The sequence below is a fragment of the Stieleria sedimenti genome (assembly GCF_025060895.1).
In the GTDB taxonomy this organism is placed as follows: domain Bacteria; phylum Planctomycetota; class Planctomycetia; order Pirellulales; family Pirellulaceae; genus Stieleria; species Stieleria sedimenti.
This window is the reverse complement of the sequence record NZ_JANZKV010000226.1, coordinates 1-18,547: the sequence shown is the minus strand read 5'-3', so window position 1 is coordinate 18,547 and position 18,547 is coordinate 1. Positions and strand designations below refer to the sequence as shown.

General features: G+C 59.7%; 19 protein-coding genes. 11 read left to right on the top strand and 8 right to left on the bottom strand.

Translation table 11 applies throughout. The features are described 5' to 3' along the window. Positions 1-182: 182 nt before the first annotated feature. From NZK35_RS26885 to NZK35_RS26860, 6 genes are all read right to left on the bottom strand, one after another. Positions 183-1,553, bottom strand: a complete 1,371-nt coding sequence (locus NZK35_RS26885; protein ID WP_259635611.1) for an NAD-dependent succinate-semialdehyde dehydrogenase — start codon at positions 1,551-1,553, stop codon at positions 183-185. 77 nt (positions 1,554-1,630) lie between these two features. Further along, positions 1,631-2,119, bottom strand: coding sequence for an MgtC/SapB family protein (locus tag NZK35_RS26880; protein WP_259635610.1), 489 nt, complete (start codon positions 2,117-2,119; stop codon positions 1,631-1,633). 85 nt (positions 2,120-2,204) lie between these two features. Next, a complete protein-coding gene (locus tag NZK35_RS26875; protein WP_259635609.1) occupies positions 2,205-2,771 on the bottom strand; it encodes a TIGR03067 domain-containing protein in 567 nt (188 codons plus the stop codon). A 109-nt stretch (positions 2,772-2,880) separates the two neighbouring features. Further along, positions 2,881-3,117 (bottom strand): hypothetical protein, encoded by a 237-nt coding sequence (locus NZK35_RS26870; RefSeq protein WP_259635608.1) that lies wholly within the window; start codon positions 3,115-3,117, stop codon positions 2,881-2,883. Between the two features lie 40 nt (positions 3,118-3,157). Continuing rightward, on the bottom strand, positions 3,158-3,346 hold the full coding sequence (locus NZK35_RS26865) for a hypothetical protein (protein ID WP_259635607.1): 189 nt from the start codon (positions 3,344-3,346) through the stop codon (positions 3,158-3,160). 89 nt (positions 3,347-3,435) lie between these two features. Further along, the gene (locus tag NZK35_RS26860; RefSeq protein ID WP_259635606.1) at positions 3,436-3,603 is read right to left on the bottom strand and encodes a DUF1328 domain-containing protein; all 168 of its coding nucleotides are present in this window, start codon (positions 3,601-3,603) and stop codon (positions 3,436-3,438) included. A 309-nt stretch (positions 3,604-3,912) separates the two neighbouring features. On the opposite strand from NZK35_RS26860, the gene NZK35_RS26855 reads away from it, so the two are divergent. The 11 genes from NZK35_RS26855 to NZK35_RS26805 all read left to right on the top strand — a co-directional run bounded on the left by NZK35_RS26855 (position 3,913) and on the right by NZK35_RS26805 (position 17,552). Continuing rightward, positions 3,913-4,749 (top strand): universal stress protein, encoded by an 837-nt coding sequence (locus NZK35_RS26855; protein ID WP_259635605.1) that lies wholly within the window; start codon positions 3,913-3,915, stop codon positions 4,747-4,749. 264 nt (positions 4,750-5,013) lie between these two features. Next, the gene (locus NZK35_RS26850) at positions 5,014-5,190 is read left to right on the top strand and encodes a hypothetical protein (protein ID WP_259635604.1); all 177 of its coding nucleotides are present in this window, start codon (positions 5,014-5,016) and stop codon (positions 5,188-5,190) included. Between the two features lie 65 nt (positions 5,191-5,255). Beyond that, positions 5,256-6,536: a PQQ-like beta-propeller repeat protein gene (locus tag NZK35_RS26845; protein ID WP_259635603.1), complete on the top strand. Its 1,281-nt coding sequence runs from the start codon at positions 5,256-5,258 to the stop codon at positions 6,534-6,536. A gap of 28 nt (positions 6,537-6,564) precedes the next feature. Next, positions 6,565-7,962 (top strand): PQQ-like beta-propeller repeat protein, encoded by a 1,398-nt coding sequence (locus NZK35_RS26840; RefSeq protein WP_259635602.1) that lies wholly within the window; start codon positions 6,565-6,567, stop codon positions 7,960-7,962. A 46-nt stretch (positions 7,963-8,008) separates the two neighbouring features. Continuing rightward, a complete protein-coding gene (locus NZK35_RS26835) occupies positions 8,009-9,043 on the top strand; it encodes an NHL repeat-containing protein (RefSeq protein ID WP_259635601.1) in 1,035 nt (344 codons plus the stop codon). A gap of 231 nt (positions 9,044-9,274) precedes the next feature. Further along, positions 9,275-9,505, top strand: coding sequence for a hypothetical protein (locus NZK35_RS26830; protein ID WP_259635600.1), 231 nt, complete (start codon positions 9,275-9,277; stop codon positions 9,503-9,505). After that, a complete protein-coding gene (locus NZK35_RS26825; RefSeq protein ID WP_259635599.1) occupies positions 9,502-10,152 on the top strand; it encodes a 4Fe-4S binding protein in 651 nt (216 codons plus the stop codon). Before NZK35_RS26830 ends, NZK35_RS26825 begins: the two co-directional genes overlap by 4 nt. Beyond that, on the top strand, positions 10,145-11,530 hold the full coding sequence (locus tag NZK35_RS26820; protein WP_259635598.1) for a 4Fe-4S binding protein: 1,386 nt from the start codon (positions 10,145-10,147) through the stop codon (positions 11,528-11,530). Before NZK35_RS26825 ends, NZK35_RS26820 begins: the two co-directional genes overlap by 8 nt. Continuing rightward, a complete protein-coding gene (locus tag NZK35_RS26815; RefSeq protein ID WP_259635597.1) occupies positions 11,527-13,317 on the top strand; it encodes an outer membrane protein assembly factor BamB family protein in 1,791 nt (596 codons plus the stop codon). The genes NZK35_RS26820 and NZK35_RS26815 overlap by 4 nt, the downstream gene beginning before the upstream one ends. A 24-nt stretch (positions 13,318-13,341) precedes the next feature. Continuing rightward, on the top strand, positions 13,342-15,711 hold the full coding sequence (locus NZK35_RS26810; protein WP_259635596.1) for an NAD(P)H-dependent oxidoreductase subunit E: 2,370 nt from the start codon (positions 13,342-13,344) through the stop codon (positions 15,709-15,711). 224 nt (positions 15,712-15,935) lie between these two features. Continuing rightward, positions 15,936-17,552 carry a 2Fe-2S iron-sulfur cluster-binding protein gene (locus tag NZK35_RS26805; RefSeq protein WP_259635595.1) on the top strand — a complete coding sequence of 539 codons (1,617 nt, stop codon included), beginning with the start codon at positions 15,936-15,938 and terminating at the stop codon, positions 17,550-17,552. Between the two features lie 303 nt (positions 17,553-17,855). Here the strand turns inward: NZK35_RS26805 and NZK35_RS26800 are convergent, their stop codons facing one another. Further along, positions 17,856-18,296, bottom strand: a complete 441-nt coding sequence (locus tag NZK35_RS26800; RefSeq protein ID WP_259635594.1) for a hypothetical protein — start codon at positions 18,294-18,296, stop codon at positions 17,856-17,858. A 49-nt stretch (positions 18,297-18,345) separates the two neighbouring features. Next, positions 18,346-18,547: hypothetical protein (locus NZK35_RS26795; RefSeq protein WP_259635593.1), on the bottom strand; the 202-nt coding region annotated here is incomplete at its 5' end.

Genomic DNA, 18,547 nt, shown 5'->3' with positions numbered 1-18,547 from the left:
TCTTCAGATGAGGGCCCGTAGGCTCGCGCCAAACGGCTGATATTCGTTTGACATCAGCCGGTTCGCGCCAGCGTCCGGGCCCCCTCATTCATGTTAACTTAGCGGTATTGGGCTTTAGCCTGCACACCAACACTCATGCCCGTGATATTCACTCCTGAAACTTTTTTGCTTGCGGTGGCATTTCAGACAGAACCCAGGTGGATCAGCTTCTTGTTGACGAATTCGAGAATGCCCAAGTGGGACAGCTCGCGGCCGTAGCCGCTGTTCTTGATACCGCCGAAGGGCAGTTCCGCTTGCGAGCGAGTCGGTTGATTCACGAAAACCATTCCGGTTTCGATCTGCTCGGCGACGCGTCGACCGCGCCCGACGTCGGCGGTGAAGACGCTGCCGCCGAGGCCGTAGGAGGATTGATTGGCCAACTCGATCGCTGCGGTCTCGTCCTTGACGACATACACGGTTGCAACCGGGCCGAACAGTTCTTGATCAAAGGTGGGCATGTCCGGCGTGACATCGGTCAGTAGGGTCGGGTTGAAGTACGCTCCCTCGCGATCCGGCCGATCGCCTCCCAGCAGCACGGTTGCGCCGGCGTCGATGGTCGCTTGAACTTGATCGTGCAGCTTCACGGCTGCGTCTTCGCTCGACAGCGGCGCCAACGTTGTCGCTTCGTCCATCGGATCGCCCATCTTCAACGCGGCCAGCTCCTTTTTGAATCCGGTCAAAAACTCGTCGGCAACGGCTTCGACGACGATGAACCGCTTGGACGCGACGCACGATTGCCCGGCATTGACCATGCGACCTTTGACGGCTTGGGGGATCACATCATCCAGGTCCGCGTCCTCGAGCACGATGAAGGGGTCGTTGCCGCCCAATTCGAGCACGCTGCGTTTCAAATGTTTGCCGGCCAATGCAGCGACCGCCGCGCCGGCCGGCTCGCTGCCGGTCAATGAGATCCCCTGAACCCGCGAGTCGGAGACAATCAGTTCCACAAACTCCGACGGAATAAACAGGTTCGTGTAGATGCCCCTTTGCAATCCGCACCGAGCGAACAATTCCTCGATCGTCTTGGCGCACTGCGGAACGTTACTGGCGTGTTTGACCAACACGGTGTTGCCGGCCATGATGTTCGGGGTGGCGAAGCGGACGACTTGATAGAAGGGGAAATTCCACGGCATCACGCCCATCACGACGCCCAGCGGCTCGAAATGGAGGTAGGCATCAACGCCTTCGACATCCATCGGTTGATCGGCCAGAAAGCGTTCGGCACCTCGGGCGTAAAACTCGGCAATTTTGGCGCAGTATTCGATTTCGTACTGGCTTTCAGAAATCCGTTTGCCCATGTCCAGCGTGATCGTGCGGGCATACTCGTCGGCATCGGCGCGGAGCAATTCGGCGAATCGCAGCAGACAACGTTTGCGGTCTGCGAAGGTCGCGCGGCGCCAGTCCTGGTAGGCCGTGTGGGCAAGTTCGACCGCAGCGATCACGTCGTCTTTGGAGAGCGGTGCGAATTCCTGAATCGTTTGATTGGTCGCCGGATTGATGCTGGCAATAGTCATGGTGGCAGTTTTTGAAGAAAGGCTAGAAAAGTGGGCATCGGAATCTCATCACGATGATCGTAGATGGCCGCGTGCATTCATTGGCGCTCATCGGCGTCGTTTTTCGCGTCGTTGAACCGTTTGATCCGATGTTCCACGAGCCCGAGAAAAAACAAAACGGCCACGGCGAATCCGGTAACAGCTAACGCGAGCCCGGTGCGATCGACTGCAACCGCCACGCCGATCCCGGCGGTCAAGTAGATCGTCGCTGCCGTCGTCAATCCCTCCACGCCCTCACCTTTTTGGTGCACGATCGTCCCGGCGCCAAGAAAACTGATGCCGACGACGATCGCCTGCAAGATTCGAATCGGGTCTGCCTTGAGGAGGGAGTCGGTTTCTTGCTGCTCAAATTGCCGGACAATTTCTTGACCCAAGATCATCATCAGGGCTGACCCGGCGCAAACAAAAATGTGTGTGCGAATCCCGGCCGGCTTGCCGGCGATTTCACGCTCGATCCCCAGGATCCCACCGCACGCAGCGGAGATCGCGATCGCTTGAAGGTTCTCGAGGTCGATGGCGTCAAGCATGATTGTACCCGTGAGCATTCAGCCTGCGTGATCAGACACGAAACGTCGTCGGGACGCAACTCGAAGGTATGAGGCTGACGACGCGCTAATTGGTCTCGTTCGTCGTGAGCACATCGGGAACCGGATCGCCAGGTTTTCGCTCCAGGGTCAGCAGCATGTTCTTGCTGCCTCGGGGCGACTTGAATTCCGTCGGTCGATCAGCACCTTCGAGCGCGTAGCACAACGTCCAACGATGTGCGTTGTCGAATCGGATGATGCCTTCCGCGACCGCCGTCTCCGGTTTCGGTGGCGGGTCGATCTTGCTGGGTCTGGCGAGTTTTGGCACCGATGTCATCGTGATCTGTACCGGATCCGTCGATGAATCGATGCGGTACACGGCGCGAAAACGCTGTTGGTCGTCACGATCATAGCTGACGATTCGATTGATCGAGATCGTGACATAGGTCCCTTCGACTTCGAAGTCAGCCAGGGTGCGCCCCTGGTTGACGCCGGCGACGATTTCCCAGCGGCCTTGCAGCTTTTCGATCAGGGTGTCGTTCGGCCTCTCTTCGGCCTTTGCCTCTTCGGCCACTGCCTCTTCGGCCACTGCCGGTGTCACGGCAAGGGCCGAACTGCATACAAACGCCAGAGCGACGCAGAAACGGTTGAACATAATTGATCTCCAAAGATGAAAAGGGTTCGAGCGAGTCACCCGTCGGCCGTGATCGCTCGCCATGAAAGCGAGCCCAATCGCAAGACGCAATGAATCTGAGCCGCGACGATCACTGTTCCGCCTCGAGCGGTTCGGTATCCAGTCTGGCGTCATCCAGTCTGGCGTCGACTTTCGCCGCCGTCTCATCGAGCGCCCGTTTCGACTTCTCGACCATCACGGCGGTGTCCTGCCGAACTTTGTCGGCATCCACACGCATCGTCGGGTCACCGTCGGGCGAACTGAATTGCACCCAACCGCCCCAAGCCAGAACGAGCAACAGGACTGCTACACCAATGATCGCACGCATCACTTTTCTCCGAAACAAATGATCGAGAAACAATTCCTACTCACTCACCCACCTTCACCGTGACATCGCCACCGTTTTCATCGCGTTGGATCTCGATGCCTCCGTTGGGAGTGTCGACGTCGACAATCGTTTCCTTCGTTTCTTGCCGCTCGCAGCCGCTGGCGCAAGCCGCCACCGCGATGATCGCACCGAGTAAAAATAACTGGACGTCGAGTTGAAGCGATTTCATAAGACAGCCTTCCCGAGGACGCGGCGGTCGCGTCCCCGCTCGAAATGTGGGAATGGAAAAGGGGGCAGCGGCAGTCGTCGCCCCCGCGGTCAGACAGCCGGACCGCGTCGGCCCATGATCAGCCCGATGATGAACAACACCAAGAACACGACAAACAAGACTTTGGCGATGTAGGCGGCGGTTCCGGCGACGACGCCGAATCCGAGGACACCGGCGATCAACGCGATAATCAAAAAAGTTAATGCCCAACTCAACATGGCAATCTCCAGTGTTTAAACAGGTCGTCTCGAAGCGGTGGACTTCACCACTTGGCGAGTGAAACGGTAGAGACGCGATTGCCGTGCCAAACCGAATGATTGTCTGATTCGACCACTAGAAGCCCGTAAATCACTAGGTCAAACCGATTGGCTTGGATGCCGGGAGCCCAGCCTGGTCGAGAACCGAGCAGGGGCGGGCGTGAACGCACCGGACCGTTTCGCGGTGTCGATGGACACCCTGTCGCGGCCTGGCGCACGATTTGCGACGGCGTGCATCGTTTCGCCACGCTTGAACCTGAGGGAAATTCGATGAATCAAGTCTCGAACCTGAAACGTGTTTTGGTCGGAGTGGGCGGATCCGCCAACGGTCACGTGGCCGTGGATTTTTCGACTCAGTTTGCCAACCGCTACGGATGCCGATTGGTGGGCATCGACATTGTCGACGAAGACGACACGGAACTTGCCATCTACGGCGTCGCTGATGAGACTGCCGAGGCGGAGCGTCGACGAGAAATTCTGCAGCTGCGCGAACGGGCGCGGCAAAATTTGGACGCCTTCCGGCAGCGATGTAAAGCTGCCGGAATCACCGCGGAGTGCTGTGAAAAGAACGGAGATGTCGCAGAGCAGATCGTGGCCGAGGCTCAGCGATCGGACATGATCATCCTGAGCCGCGATACACCCTTCGAATCGGCAACGTCTGCCAACAGCACCTTGGGCAAGGTGCTCCGTCAAGCTTCACGACCCTTAATCACGGTGCCTCTTTCACTGCCCCAGCAAGACCATGTGCTGGTTGCCTATGACGGTAGCCGGTCGGCCGGCCAAGCCCTGTTGGCGTTCGTCACGTTGGGGCTGGGCACGGGCAGAATGGTCCACGTCGCGACGGCGGCGGCTGCCGCCGAATCCGCACGATCGATCGCTCAGCCCGCCTTTGATTTTCTCCAGCTTCACGGCGTCGATTGTCAGTTGCACGCGATCGAGGCGGAAACGAAGCGCGAACACGCGTTGTTGAGCCTGGCCGCCGAGGTGGACGCGGGGCTGCTGGTCGCCGGGGCGTGCGGCCATTCACGGATCCGCGAGTTCCTGCTCGGATCGTTCACTCAGACGTTGATCGAAGCGTCACATCTGCCGCTGTTCTTGTTTCATTAATGATCGGCGATGGAGCCGCGGGCGCGCAAGCGGCCGGGCATCGTCGCGCCCGCCCGAGGCCTTACGGCCAGCGGCTCACCATTGATTCAGCGGATCCCGATGCAATCGACAGACTGCGAGCCGGTCGGTTTCAGCGTGAAAGACCGGAGGGCTGGCGCCCTACCGCTCACAAATGCTTCACAGCGACGCTCTTCTTAACGGCGCGCGTAATGGCACATGCCGACGTCAAACGCACCGAAATCCTGTGACCGACTGTCTCACAGGATGAATGCGGCGATCGGCAATTCGTTTCTCATCGAGATCTTTTTTAAGCTTTCAGCGGCTCGCCAAGGGGCCAAGTTCATTGCCTTTCCCCGGCAAACCCCGTCCATCGCACACGTCAAAGCTCGCTGTGGCACCACACGCGAAGTTTTGGCGTTGTGGGAACACGACGTGCGGTAGTGATGAACGGAGAAGAACCATCGGGGGATCGACGTAACAGGTGTATCACGAAGAGGGACCAGCGGATGACGAAGTTGAGAGGTGGACTGACGGTGGGCTTGGCGGTCATCATCGCGGCGGCGGTCTTGCCGGCAGCGATCTACGCGGCACCGGGTGCGAACGCAGGCGACTGGCCACAGTTTCGCGGGGCCAACGGGAATGGGGTGGCCGAGGGCGATGGCTATCCGGTGACATGGGGGCCGGAAGAAAACATCAAGTGGAAGGTCGATCTTCCCCACGCCGGGGCCGGCAGTCCGATCGTTTCGGGCGGACGTGTATTCCTCGCCAGCGCCACCGAGGACGGTCGCCAGCGCAGCCTGCTTTGTCTAGACCGCAACGACGGAAAGCTGCTCTGGACGCGTACGGTCGAATTCGGTGAAGACATCACCCATTCAAAAAATCCGTTCGGCAGCACGACGCCCGCTGCCGATGGCGAGCACGTCGTCGTCTGGCACGGTTCGGCGGGTTTGCACGGTTACGACTTTGCCGGAAAGCCGCTTTGGTCGCGCGATCTGGGCGAGTTCAAACACATCTGGGGTTATGGTTCGTCTCCGATCATCTACAAGGACAAGGTGCTGCTGCAAACGGGTCCGGGAGAACGCGTTTTTCTGACCGCGATTGATTTGGCCAGCGGCAAGACCCTGTGGGAAACCGACGAAGCCTACAGCGGTGACAAGGGCCCCGACGACGTCGGGGCATGGAGTACGCCGGTGGTCGCCCAAGTCGATGGCCGGCCGCAGGTGATCTGTGCCATGAGCACTCGAGTGAACGCCTACGACCTCGACAGCGGTGAACTGATTTGGTGGTGTGACGGATTGAACGGTTCCCGTTACGACGTGGTCAGCTCTTCACCGCTGATCGGTGACGGAATCGGCTTTGCCATGGCCGACCTACGCGGACCGGCGATGGGTTTCAAGCTGGGCGGCACCGGCAACGTCACCGCATCAAATCGGCTGTGGCACGTCGAGAAACGAAATCCGAGCAGCGTCGGCACGGGCGTCCTGGTCGACGGTCACATCTTTCGACCCAATTCCGGTCCCGGCACGCTTGAATGTTTGGATGCCGAAACGGGCGAGAGTGTGTGGAAGAGTCGAGCGAAGGATCATTGGGCATCGATGGTGCTGGCCGGTGGGCATCTGTACGCGCTCAGCCAGCGCGGCACGACGATCGTATTAAAGCCCAACCCGCAAGCGTATGAAGAGGTTGCCAGCAACGACTTGGGCGGCGTGACCAACGCGACGCCGGCGTTCTCGGAGGGGCAGATCTTCATCCGCACGGAAGAGCATCTCTATTGCATCGGCAAGTGAGTTCGTTGATTTTGTCGAGGTAGGTTCAGTGAAAGTCCACGCCCCCGAAGCGATCCTCCCCACGCTGACCGCGACGGTCGGAGTCGTGTTGCTGGCGTTCTGGTTGGCGACCGGCCCGCCGAGCGATCTGGAGCCGCGGACACCGGGACGAGACGGCACGATTGACCGGTCCGGCCAGACGGCTCGCCCCGAACCGGGGCAGCCGATCGCCGGGTCGGGAACCGCGTCGGACATCTCCGGCCAGTGGCCGGGGTTCCTCGGCCCGGGCCGCGATGCGATTGCGACCGGCGGCCCTCCGTTGGCACGATCCTGGCCCGCCGAAGGTCCCCCCGTGCTGTGGTCGATCGAAGTCGCCGAAGGCTATGCCGGTGCCGCGATCAGCGACGGGCGAGTCTACGTGTTGGATTACGACGAGGAGGCCGAAGCCGACACGCTGCGTTGCTTGTCTCTCGACGACGGCCGCGAAATCTGGCGCAACAGCTATCCCGTGGTCGTCGCATTTCATCACGGCATGACACGAACGGTGCCGACCATCGTCGGTGATTATGTGATCACGATGGGGCCCCGTTGTCATCTGGCGTGTTGGGATGCCGCGACCGGAAAATCGCACTGGTTGATCGATCTGGAACGGGATCATGGAACCCGAGTGCCCGAATGGTACACCGGCCAATGCCCGCTGGTGGATCAAGACCGTTTGATCGTTGCCCCTTGTGGCGACGCGATGTTGATGGCGATTGACTACCGGACGGGCGACGTGATTTGGCAATCTCCGAATCCGAAGGGCTGGAACATGACGCATGTTTCTGTCGTTCCGATGGAGTTCCAGGGACGTCGGACGTATGTCTACTGCGCCAGCGGCGGCGTCGCCGGTGTCGCGGCCGACGACGGAACACTGCTTTGGGAAACGACCGCCTGGAAGGAAATCAATGCGACCGGTCCCTCACCGGTGGTGTTGCCCGATGATCGTCTTTTCCTGTCCCGAGGCTACGGATCGGGAGCATTGATGTTGCAACTGGTCAAGACCGACCGTGGCGTCGAGGCCCGCAGCCTGTTCGAACTCACTGCCAAACAGTTCAGTTCCGAACAACAGACACCGATCTATCGCGACGGTCATCTGTTCGGCATTCGAAAAGTCGGCGCCAAAACGATGGTCTGCTTGGACCTCGATGGCACAGAGGTCTGGGACAGCGGCGGCGATCGGTTCGGGCTCGGTCCCTACCTGTTCGCCGACGACCTGTTGCTGATCTTGGATGACGACGCAACGCTGACGGCCGCCGAGGCGACTCCGGCCGGCTACAAACGACTAGCCCGGCACAAAGTGCTGCCCGGCGGCCACGATGCTTGGGGCCCGATGGCGATGGTTGCGGGCCGATTGGTCCTCCGCGACATGACACGCATGGTTTGCCTCGATCTGCGAGCGAATTGATGGTGATGAAAACTCGATCCCCGATGAAGACGGAGTTCAACGACACATGCGATTCCTGAATCAGCATCGCGGAACGCTGGTCACCGCCGTGATCGCTGTGGCGGTCGGCATCGCCAGTTATGCGGTCATCAGCAGCGACCCGATGGCCCAACGCAGTCGTCGATCGTTCAACATCGATTTTTCCAGTGTCTACGACGTCGATCCGGCATTGATTCAGTTCGAACAGACAGGCGAAATCGAAGTCCAGTTGGATGACGTTCGCTGTCTCGACGTCGGCCCCTCGGACAAGATCTACGTGGCCGGTGACCGGTCGGTCGGCGTCTATGCGCAAGACGGCACCGAGTTGGCGATGATTCGAACCGAAGACCAACCCGGCTGCTTGGCGGTCGGTGGTGACGAACATGTCTTTCCGGGACGAATCTACATCGGTGGCGGCAACCGGATCGAAGTGTTCCAAGCGGACGGCAGTCGCGTCGGGATCTGGAACGTGCCGGAACAGAACGTAATCCTGGCCTCGATCGCGGTCGCGGGCAACGATGTGTTCGTCGCCGATGCCGGCAACCGCGTGGTGTTGCGATACGATCCGTCCGGCCAACGCGTAGGAACGATCGGCGATCCGGATGACGGCGGGCGAACCTTCAACGTCCCCAGTGCCCACTTCGACATCGCGATCGGATCCGAAGGACGACTGCACATTGCCAACCCGGGTGCCCTGCGGCTGGAGACTTACACGTTTGACGGTGCGATGGAAGTCCGTTGGGGCGAGCCGGGGGCGACGATCGACCGTTTCTTTGGTTGTTGCAATCCGAGCGAGTTCGCGATCTTGCCCGGTGGCGAAATCGTGACTTCGGAAAAGGGCATTCCACGAATCAAGGTTTACAGCGAGTTTGGAGAATTTGAGTGTGTGGTCGCGGGGCCGAGCATGTTGGGAGTCGCCCAGTCAGAAATTGGAGACCCCCGCGCCGTCCAAGCCGAAGCGATCTTTGACGTGGCGACCGACAGTCGGGGACGTATCTTGGTTTTGGATCCGAGACGAAAGTCCGTGCGGATTTTTGAACGGATCGGAGGCGACGATGAATAAGAATCAAGCAGAGAGTTTCGCGGCCAGCACGTGGCGTCAGCCCAATGCCATCTACTTTGACGCCAAGCGGGGTGTTTTTGAAACGCGACCGGACGGCTCGCGCCGTTCCGCTAACACCTTTAGAGCCAAAGGACGTGACATTGGGCGTCAGCCAGTGGCGCGTGATGGCCGATCGTCTCCACACGCCGCTCGCTTACGCTTCCCGCTGGCATCGGCAAGAGGATCCATCGAATGACGCTTCCTGAAACAACTAACCAACGTCGACAATGGCTGATTCGCACCGGGCGCTACATGCTCCTCGGTGGTCTGTCCGTCTTGTCACTGAACTTGATCGACCGCGCGCTGCGCGGTGAATGTGTGCGGTCGGAATCACCCTGCCAGAGCTGCGAGCTGTTTAAAGCGTGTGAGCTTTCCAAGGCGGCCGAGGCGAGGCGAGCAACGACCGAGGGGAACGCATCATGAACAGCGAAAAACAAACCGATCGACGCGGTTTCCTCGCCGACGGCGCACGCGTCGCCGGCGTCGTGTCCGCGGGGGTGTTGGGTGGGTTTTTGGCCGGCCGTCGAGGTCAGGCCGGAGAGAACCTTTGGCAGATCGATCCCGACAAATGCGTCGGATGCGGCAACTGTGCCACCCACTGTGTGCTCGACGAATCGGCCGTCAAATGCGTCCAGTGTTTCGACATGTGCGGTTTCTGCAACCGTTGCACCGGCTACTACACGCTGGACGGACTGGACAGTCGCGACACGGCGGCGGAGGACTTGCTGTGCCCGACCGAAGCGATCATTCGCACGTTCGTGGAAGGCAAAGCGGGCCAAAATTTCTACGAGTACACGATCGACACCGACGCCTGCATCGGCTGTGCGATGTGCGTCAAGGGCTGTGCACTGATGAACGGTTCGCTGTACCTGCAAGTCATGCACGATCGCTGTGTCAACTGCAACGAGTGCGCGATCGCGGTGGCCTGTCCCAGCGACGCGTTCGTCAACGTTTCTTCCGACAAACCCTATCGATTGAAACGCGTGGCGTTGGGTGTGATGCGGCAAAAGGCGGGAAAGGCCGACAAGGCCGCGCAGCAGTTGATCGATCAGGTGCAAGCCGATGACTAAGAAGTTTCGCCTCCGTGTTGCCGCGTTGCTGGTTGTTGCCCTGGTGGGCGGCATCTTGATGGGCGGCGTGATGGCCGACGAGTCGTCGGAGCTGATGTTCCCCGTCCCGGAATTCTCCGACCATCCGATTCCCACGGCCAGTGTCCCGGAGGTCCAGGGCGAGGTGACGCCGGTCTTGGACGTGGCGATTCTATTTGTCGCGTTGTGCTTGGCGTCCTACTTCACGCTGGTGTCGCGTTCACGTCGCAACGTGCTGTTGCTGACGATCGCAAGCTTGCTGTGGTTCGGTTTTTGGCGGCAAGGCTGTGTCTGTCCGGTGGGGGCGACCCAAAACGTCGCGTTGGCGATTTTTGATCCGACGTACGTGGTGCCGCTGACGGTGGTGGCGTTCTTTATTTTGCCGTTGGTGTTCACGCTGTTCTTTGGACGAACGTTCTGCGCGTCGGTCTGTCCGCTCGGCGCGATGCAGGAGCTGCTCGCGGTTCGCTCGATCAGGGTGCCCCGCTGGCTGGACCATTCGTTGGGCTTGGTGGCTTACATCTACTTGGGCGCCGCGGTCATCTTCGCCGCGACCAAAACCGGATTCATCATCTGTCGCTACGATCCCTTTATCCCCTTTTTCCGCCTGGGCGCGAACACCGACATGCTGCTGTTCGGCAGTTGCATCCTGCTGATCAGCGTGTTTGTCGGTCGCCCGTATTGCCGCTATCTGTGTCCTTACGGCGCGATTCTGCGTGTGTTGTCGTGCTTTTCCAAATGGCGTTTGAGTATTCCGCCGGACACGTGCATCAATTGTCAGCTTTGTGAAGACGTCTGTCCCTACGGAGCGATTCATCCGCCGACGGTCACGCAGTCGCCGGAACGTCGGCGGAAGGGAAAACGTCGATTGGTAACCGCCTTGATGCTGGCGCCGGTCGTGGTGCTCGTTTTCTGGTGGCTCGGTACGGCACTGGCCGTTCCGCTGTCGCAGTGGCATCCGGAGTCGCGTTTGGCCGAACAGGTGCGGTTGGAAGAGTTGGGTGTGGCGGAATCGACCACCGAAGCCAGCGATGCCTTTCGGGGATCGGGACGGTCGGTCGAGGAACTGTATCAATCGGCGCTTTCGCGGCGCGACGATTTCGTCACGCTGGGCGGATTGCTCGGTGCGTGGACCGGTTTGGTGATTGGTTTCAAGTTGATTTATCTGTCGGTGCGACGTCGACGTGACGATTACCAGGCAGATCGGGCGGGCTGCGTTTCCTGTGGCCGTTGCTACTGGTATTGCCCGGTCGAAAAGGTCAGGCTTGGTCTCATCGCCGATGTTTCCGAAGCCCTCCCCGATGGTCGGATGCCGACGGGGCCGCTGGTCCAATTGACCGTCGGAGGGAAAAAGTCGTGAACGCTTATTTGGGCTATCGATCGATCCTGCTCTCCGCATGGGTGGCCGGAGTGTTTTCGACGCTCGTTTGCGCGATCCTGGTGATTGATGGTGTCAATCGGCTGGACAAGGTTCCCCTCGAAGCGACTTCGTTCGTCCAGCTCAGGGAACAGTTCCGCCAACAGCCCGACGACGATCAGCTGCGGGAGGAGATCCAAGCGTTGGACCTGGCGCTGCGCCAAGAATACTTCCGCGAGTTGCGGTTTACTGAGCGTGGTTCGTATCTGTTGTTGGGCGGCATCCTCGTCACACTGATTTTCAGCAAGTGGGCTGCCACGCTGCACCGCAAGCTGCCCCGCCCCAAGCCGAAACTGCCCGGTCCTGATAGCGACGAAACCTTGAGCCACAGGGGGCCATGGGCGGTTGCCGTCGTGATGCTGGTTTTGGTCGGCACGGCCTGGGCGATGAAAACCAGTCACCGCAGTGTGTTGCCGTCAACCTTGGATGCGTTGGCGTCGGTCCACCATCCGGTCGGCGAGCCGAAGCGTGACGGAAACGACGCGGTGATCGAACCGGTGCTTCCAGAACTGCCGAGTGCCGCGGAGATGCAGGCCAATTGGCCCAGCTTTCGTGGGGCCGACGGTTCGGGAATCGCGTCCGACCAAGACGCGCCCACGGTCTGGGACGGTGAAACCGGCGAAGGGATCTTGTGGAAGACGGCGGTCCCGCTGCCCGGTGTCAATTCGCCCATCGTGTGGCAAGACCGCGTGTTTCTCTCCGGCGCGACCGCAGACGAACGTGGTGTTTTCTGTTTCGATGCCGACTCGGGAAGCTTGCTTTGGAGCACCGACATTGCCGTTGATCCCACGGTCACCGGCCAGCCGATCAAGACCTCCGATGACACCGGCTACGCCGCGCCGACGATGGCGACCGATGGACGTCTGGTGTTTGCGATGTTTGCCGACGGGCAATTGGTCGCTCTTGATTTCGCCGGCGACGAGGTTTGGACACGTTCGTTGGGCGTGCCGCAGCGAAATAATTATGGCCACGCATCTTCCCTGGTGACGTACCAGGGTTCGGTGATCGTGCAGTATGACCAGGGGACCAGCGATGACGAACTTTCTAAATTGATGTGTTTCGACGGTGCAACCGGCAGTCCGATCTGGGAAACGATCCGTGCGACGCCGGCGTCCTGGTCTTCACCGATCGTGATCGAGCACGACGGCCAAGCTCAGGTGATTACGTGTTGCGACCCCTGGGTGATGGCGCACTCGCCGAGCGATGGCACGGAACGGTGGCGTGCAAACTGCTTGGAACGTGTCGAAGTCGGCCCCTCGCCGGTATTCTCCGACGGGATCGTCTATGCCGGAAACGACACCGCAATTTATGCCGCCATCCGAGTTGACGGATCGGGCGACGTGACCGAAACCCATGTGCAGTGGACCGCCGATTATGGGCTGCCAGATACCTGCAGCCCCTTGGTCACCGACGAATTTGTTTTGACGCTGGCTTCCTACGGGACGTTGTTCTGTTTCGACAAGCAGAAAGGCGGGGAACCGTTGTGGGAAGAAGATTTTGGCGCGGATTTCCTTTCGTCCCCGAGCCTGGTTGGTGAACGCGTTTATTTGTTCGGCCGAGACGGCACGGCATGGGTGGTGGAGCCGACCGGCGAAGCGTGCAATCGTATCTCGGAAGCTCAATTGGGAGAAGAATGCGTGACCTGTCCGGCGTTTTACCAGGGGCGGATTTTCGTTCGAGGAAGCGAGCACTTGTTCTGCATCGGGAGCGAAAACGCTGATGATCAATGACTCGAGTTTCGGACGAGCTGCCGAATGATCACGACAAACCCACGAATCGACTTGACCGCCGTCGATCGGATGATCGAACAGATCGGTCGCGGCCCCGATGCGGTCATCCCGATCTTGCACGCGGTGCAGAGGGAGTATCGTTATTTGCCGCAGGAGGCGCTGCGGCGGATTTGCGAACAAACCGAGATCACGCCGGCCGCGATCACCGGCGTCGCGTCGTTCTACGATCACTTTCGACATCATCCCGTCGGCAAGCACATGATCAGCGTGTGCACGGGAACAGCCTGTCACGTCAAAGGGGCGGATCTGGTCGACGACGCGATTCGACACGAGCTTCAGCTCGCCCCGCACGAGGACACCGATACCGAGGGTGAGTTCACGGTCCAGAAAGTGGCCTGTCTGGGATGTTGCACCTTGGGTCCGGTCGTGCAAATTGACGATGCGATTTTTGGCCATGTCAGTTCCCAGACGACGCCGCGGATGCTGCAGGAATACGACGAAGCGGAATTCGTCAAATTGTCTGCCGTGCACCGTCCGATCTCACAGCCGCGGGGGCCACACACCACGGAGGTCCGGATCGGGTTGGGCTCGTGTTGTCTGGCACTGGGCAGCGACAAGGTGCATGAAGCGCTATGTGATGCCATCGATGATTCCGGCGGCGATGCCTACGTCAAACAAATTGGTTGCACCGGGATCTGCAGCAAAGTCCCGCTGGTCGAGTTGGTCTCGCCCGACGGCACGTCCCAGAGCTACACCAATGTCAATCCCGAGATGGCTCGAAAGATTGTCCAGAAACACTTTCGTCCGAAGGGCATTTCCAAGCCGATCCGCTACGCCGCGTCGCGGATTCTCGATTGGATCCAATCCGATGAAGACCAGGATGTGTTGCAAAAACACCGCGCCGCCCGCGACGGAGTCGTCGACTCCTTCATCGGCCCGCAAAAGCACCTGACGTTGGACTTGCTCGATGCGATCGATCCACTCGATTTGGACGAGTACGTGCGGTATGGCGGATTCGAGTCGTTAAAGAAATGTCTCACCAAACTGCAGCCGGAACAAATCCTTGACGAGGTCGAGGCCAGTGGGCTGCGGGGACGTGGCGGTGCCGGATTTCCGACGCACATCAAGTGGCGAACCGTCCGTCGCCAAGTGAGCCCGACGAAATACGTCATCTGCAACGGAGACGAGGGTGACCCCGGCGCGTTCATGGACAAGGTGCTGTTGGAGTCGATTCCGTTTCGTGTGATCGAAGGCATGGCGATCGCCGCGCGGACGGTCGACGCCCACGACGGCATCTTCTACGTCCGCGCCGAATACCCGTTGGCCGTCGAACGCATTCGCAACGCGATTGAAATCTGCCGGCAACGCGGCATCCTGGGCGATTCCGTGATGGGCACCGAGTTCTGTTTTGACCTTGAAATTCGTGAAGGTGCGGGGGCCTATATCTGCGGCGAAGAAACGGCACTGATTCACTCGATCGAAGGCGGTCGTGGCACGCCGCGAATCCGTCCGCCTTTTCCGGCCGAAAGCGGACTCTGGGAAAAACCGACGCTGATCAACAATGTCGAAACGCTGGCCACGATTCCCTGGATCCTGCGGCATGGCGGCAAAGAACTCGCCAAGCTGGGGACCGAAACCAGTAAGGGGACGAAGGCGTTTGCGTTGGCGGGGAAAGTTCGTAACGGCGGTTTGATCGAAGTCCCGATGGGAATCACGATCCGTCAGATCGTCGAGGACATCGGGGGCGGCGTGGAGCCCGGGCGAACGTTCAAAGCCGTGCAGATCGGCGGACCCTCCGGCGGCTGCGTCCCGGCCGAGTTGGCGGACACGCAAATCGACTATGAATCATTGTCCGCGGTCGGTTCGATCATGGGCAGTGGCGGACTGGTGGTGCTCGATGACAAGGATTGCATGGTCGACATCGCCCGTTACTTCCTGAAATTCACCCAAGATCAGTCCTGCGGTAAATGTACGTTCTGCCGCGTCGGTACCAGGCGTTTGCTCGACATCCTGGACCGGCTGTGTACGGGGAACGGCAAACAAGGTGATCTGGAACAGCTCGAAACGCTGTCCACATCAGTCTGCGCGGGCAGCCTGTGCGGTCTCGGCAAGACCGCGCCCAATCCGATCCTTTCCACGTTGAAGTACTTCCGCGAGGAATACGAGGCGCACATCGCTGGGTACTGCCCGGCCGGCAAATGCGTCGATCTGATCGACTATTGCATCAACGACAAGTGCATCGGGTGCACGTTGTGTTCGCAGCACTGTCCCGTCGATGCCATCCCGATGACACCCTACTACAAACACACGATCGACCTGGATCGCTGCACGCGATGTGACACCTGTTACCAAGTCTGTCCCGAGGACGCCGTCTTCATTGCGTCGGAACCCTAGTGGGAGAGGCTTCCAGGTTCGTCAATACCGAGACCGTTGGTGTGCAGCCTTTAGGCCAATACCGCTAANNAAGAAACGACGCTTAACTTAGCGGTATTAGGCAAAAGCCTGGACACCAACACGTGTGCCCGTCCCCTTGATGATGGACACCGTTTTTACACTAAAAAAATAGAAAACCGAAATCAACAGCTGTTTAAGTTAAGTTCAATACGAGGTCGCCCACCGTGGTTAAAATTAGAATCGACGATCGTGAAGTCGAGGTTCCGCCGGGATCGAACATCATCGATGCCGCTGCGCTGTTGGGTGTCGAAATCCCCACGCTCTGTTACCTCAAAGGCTACGAGCCCTCGAATTCGTGCCAGGTATGCACGGTCAAGGATCGCCGTTCCGGCCGATTGATCTCGGCCTGTGGCACCAAGGTCGTCGAAGGGATGGAGATCGACAACGAAACCGAACAGATTCGCGACGTGCGGCGGACGGCGCTGGAGTTGCTGCTCAGCGAGCACGTCGGAGACTGTCGCGCCCCCTGTGACTTTGCCTGCCCGGCACACATGGACATCCCGCTGATGTTGGACCAGATCAGCCATGAAAACTTGCGTGATGCCATCGTCACAATCAAAGCGGACATCGCCTTGCCGGCGGTGCTCGGCCGCGTCTGTCCCAAGCCGTGCGAAAAGGGCTGTCGCCGCAAGACCGCCGACGGACCCGTCGCGATCTGCGATCTGAAACGCTTCGTGGCGGATGCCGATTTGGCGACCGACGATCCGTATCTGCCGCCCTGCAAGCCGGACAGCGGAAAACGCGTCGCCGTGGTCGGCGCCGGCCCCTCCGGTCTGGCCGGCGTGTTTTACCTGCGTCGATCCGGGCACGCTTGCACGTTGATCGAACAGAACGAATCACTCGGCGGCCGCCTCCGCACCGAAGAAGACGAACAGAGTTTGCCGCGCGATATCTTGGATGCGGAAATCAACCAGATCATACGTCTCGGCGTGGACGTGCGTTTGCAGACGTCGATCACCACGAAAGAGCAACTCGATGCGCTGTGTGATGAGTTTGACGCGGTGTTGATGGCGATCGGCAGGACGACTCCCGATCAGGTCGAACAATTGGGAATCAAAGCGGGTCGAAAGGGCATCGACGTCGACTCGGAAACCTACGCGACCAACCGCCGGGGCGTGTTCGCCGTCGGCAACGCGTTGCGAGGAAACGGCATGGTGGTGCGGAGCACGGCGGACGGCAAAGAAGCGGCAACGATTATCAACCAGTACCTCGCCGGCTGGAAGAAGCTCAGTCTGGGACACGGATTTTCATCGCGCATCGGTCGCTTGGAATCGGGTGAGATCGAAGAGTTTCTGGCCAACTCCGTCCCTGCCCCACGCTCCGTTCCCGCGAACGGGACGGACTACGTGCCCTCCGACGCGACGGAGCAATCCGAGCGATGTCTGGGCTGTGGGTGTGTGGCACACAATAAGTGCAAACTAGAACGTTGGTCCGAGTACTACGGCGCAAACCCGAACCGCTTTCCCAGGGTGCGTCGGCCCTACGAGGTGGTCGGACGCGCCTCCTCGGTGTTGTTCGAACCCGGCAAGTGCATCAAGTGCGAACTGTGCATCAAGATCGCCGAGCGGGCCCAGGAGCCGCTGGGACTGTCTTTCGTCGGGCGCGGTTTTGATGTCTTGTTGAGCGTGCCGTTTGAAGGGCAACTCGATGAAGCTTTGACGAAAGTAGCCGAAGAGTGTGTCGACGCTTGCCCCACCGCCGCGTTGTCGTTTGCCCCCAGTCGCCGCCCGCCGGAATTGACGCAAATTGAAATCTCAAGTCGCGTCAAGGCGAAGCAATGAGCGGGATGCCAGTGGGATAGGCTTTCAGCCTATCAAATCCAATTTGTTCCCGGGCTCCGCCCTACGCCGTGAACAATTTATGCCCTGTGTTTGACAAGGTTGTAGCGGCAGGACGCAAGCGGGCTGTCGGTTTCGTGAGCCGCGACGCGTAAGCGGCCGGGCATCCAGGCGCCCGCCCGAGGCCTTACGGCCGGCGGCTCACCATTGGCTCGACCAATTCCACTCAAACGAAAGCCGCGAGCTCTCCGGTTCCTTGTTATTGCCAACACACCGGAGGGCTCGCGCCCTGCCGCTAAAAAGTCCTCAGGGCGTTGGCTCTTCACCCGTCGCCACATACCCGTCGGCGTCAAATCGCAATTTGGATCGCTTTTTGTTCGGCCATGCATTCCAAACCGAAGCGGCCAACAACACCGCGATCGCGATGTAGACGATGGGGTCAAAGGCGATGACAAACTTGCCAACCAGCAGCGCAATCGCCGCCGACAACCCGACACCAAACGGCGCGTGGCCGTGGCGGCGCCGGGCACCGACGGCCAGCCCGCCGACGGCAAACGTCAAACAGGCGGCCGTGAGCGGAAACAGATACACGGTCTGCATTAGAAACGTTAGCCCCAGCCAGCCGAGCAGTCCCGCATAGGCGGGATACTGGCATGGACAAGCAAGTCTCGGCAACAGCGCCAGCACGACCGAAGGCAACACGGCAAGCGTCTTGCGGAGTCCGGTGGTGGGCTTGCGATCGGTCATCAAAAGGTCCCTCGGGAATGGCTGACGCATCTGTGTTGGTGTCCAGTCTTTAGACCAATACCGCTAAGCTAAGCGTGGTTTTGCCCAGGTCGGGGCCCGTAGGCTCGCGCCAAACGGCTGATAATCGATTGATATCAGCCGGTTCGCGCAAGCGTCCGGGCACCTCCGTTTGTCTTAACTTAGTGGTATTGGTCTTTAGACGCTCCCACTCGCTGCGGAGCAGCGACACCAGACGGCTAAAGCCCAATACC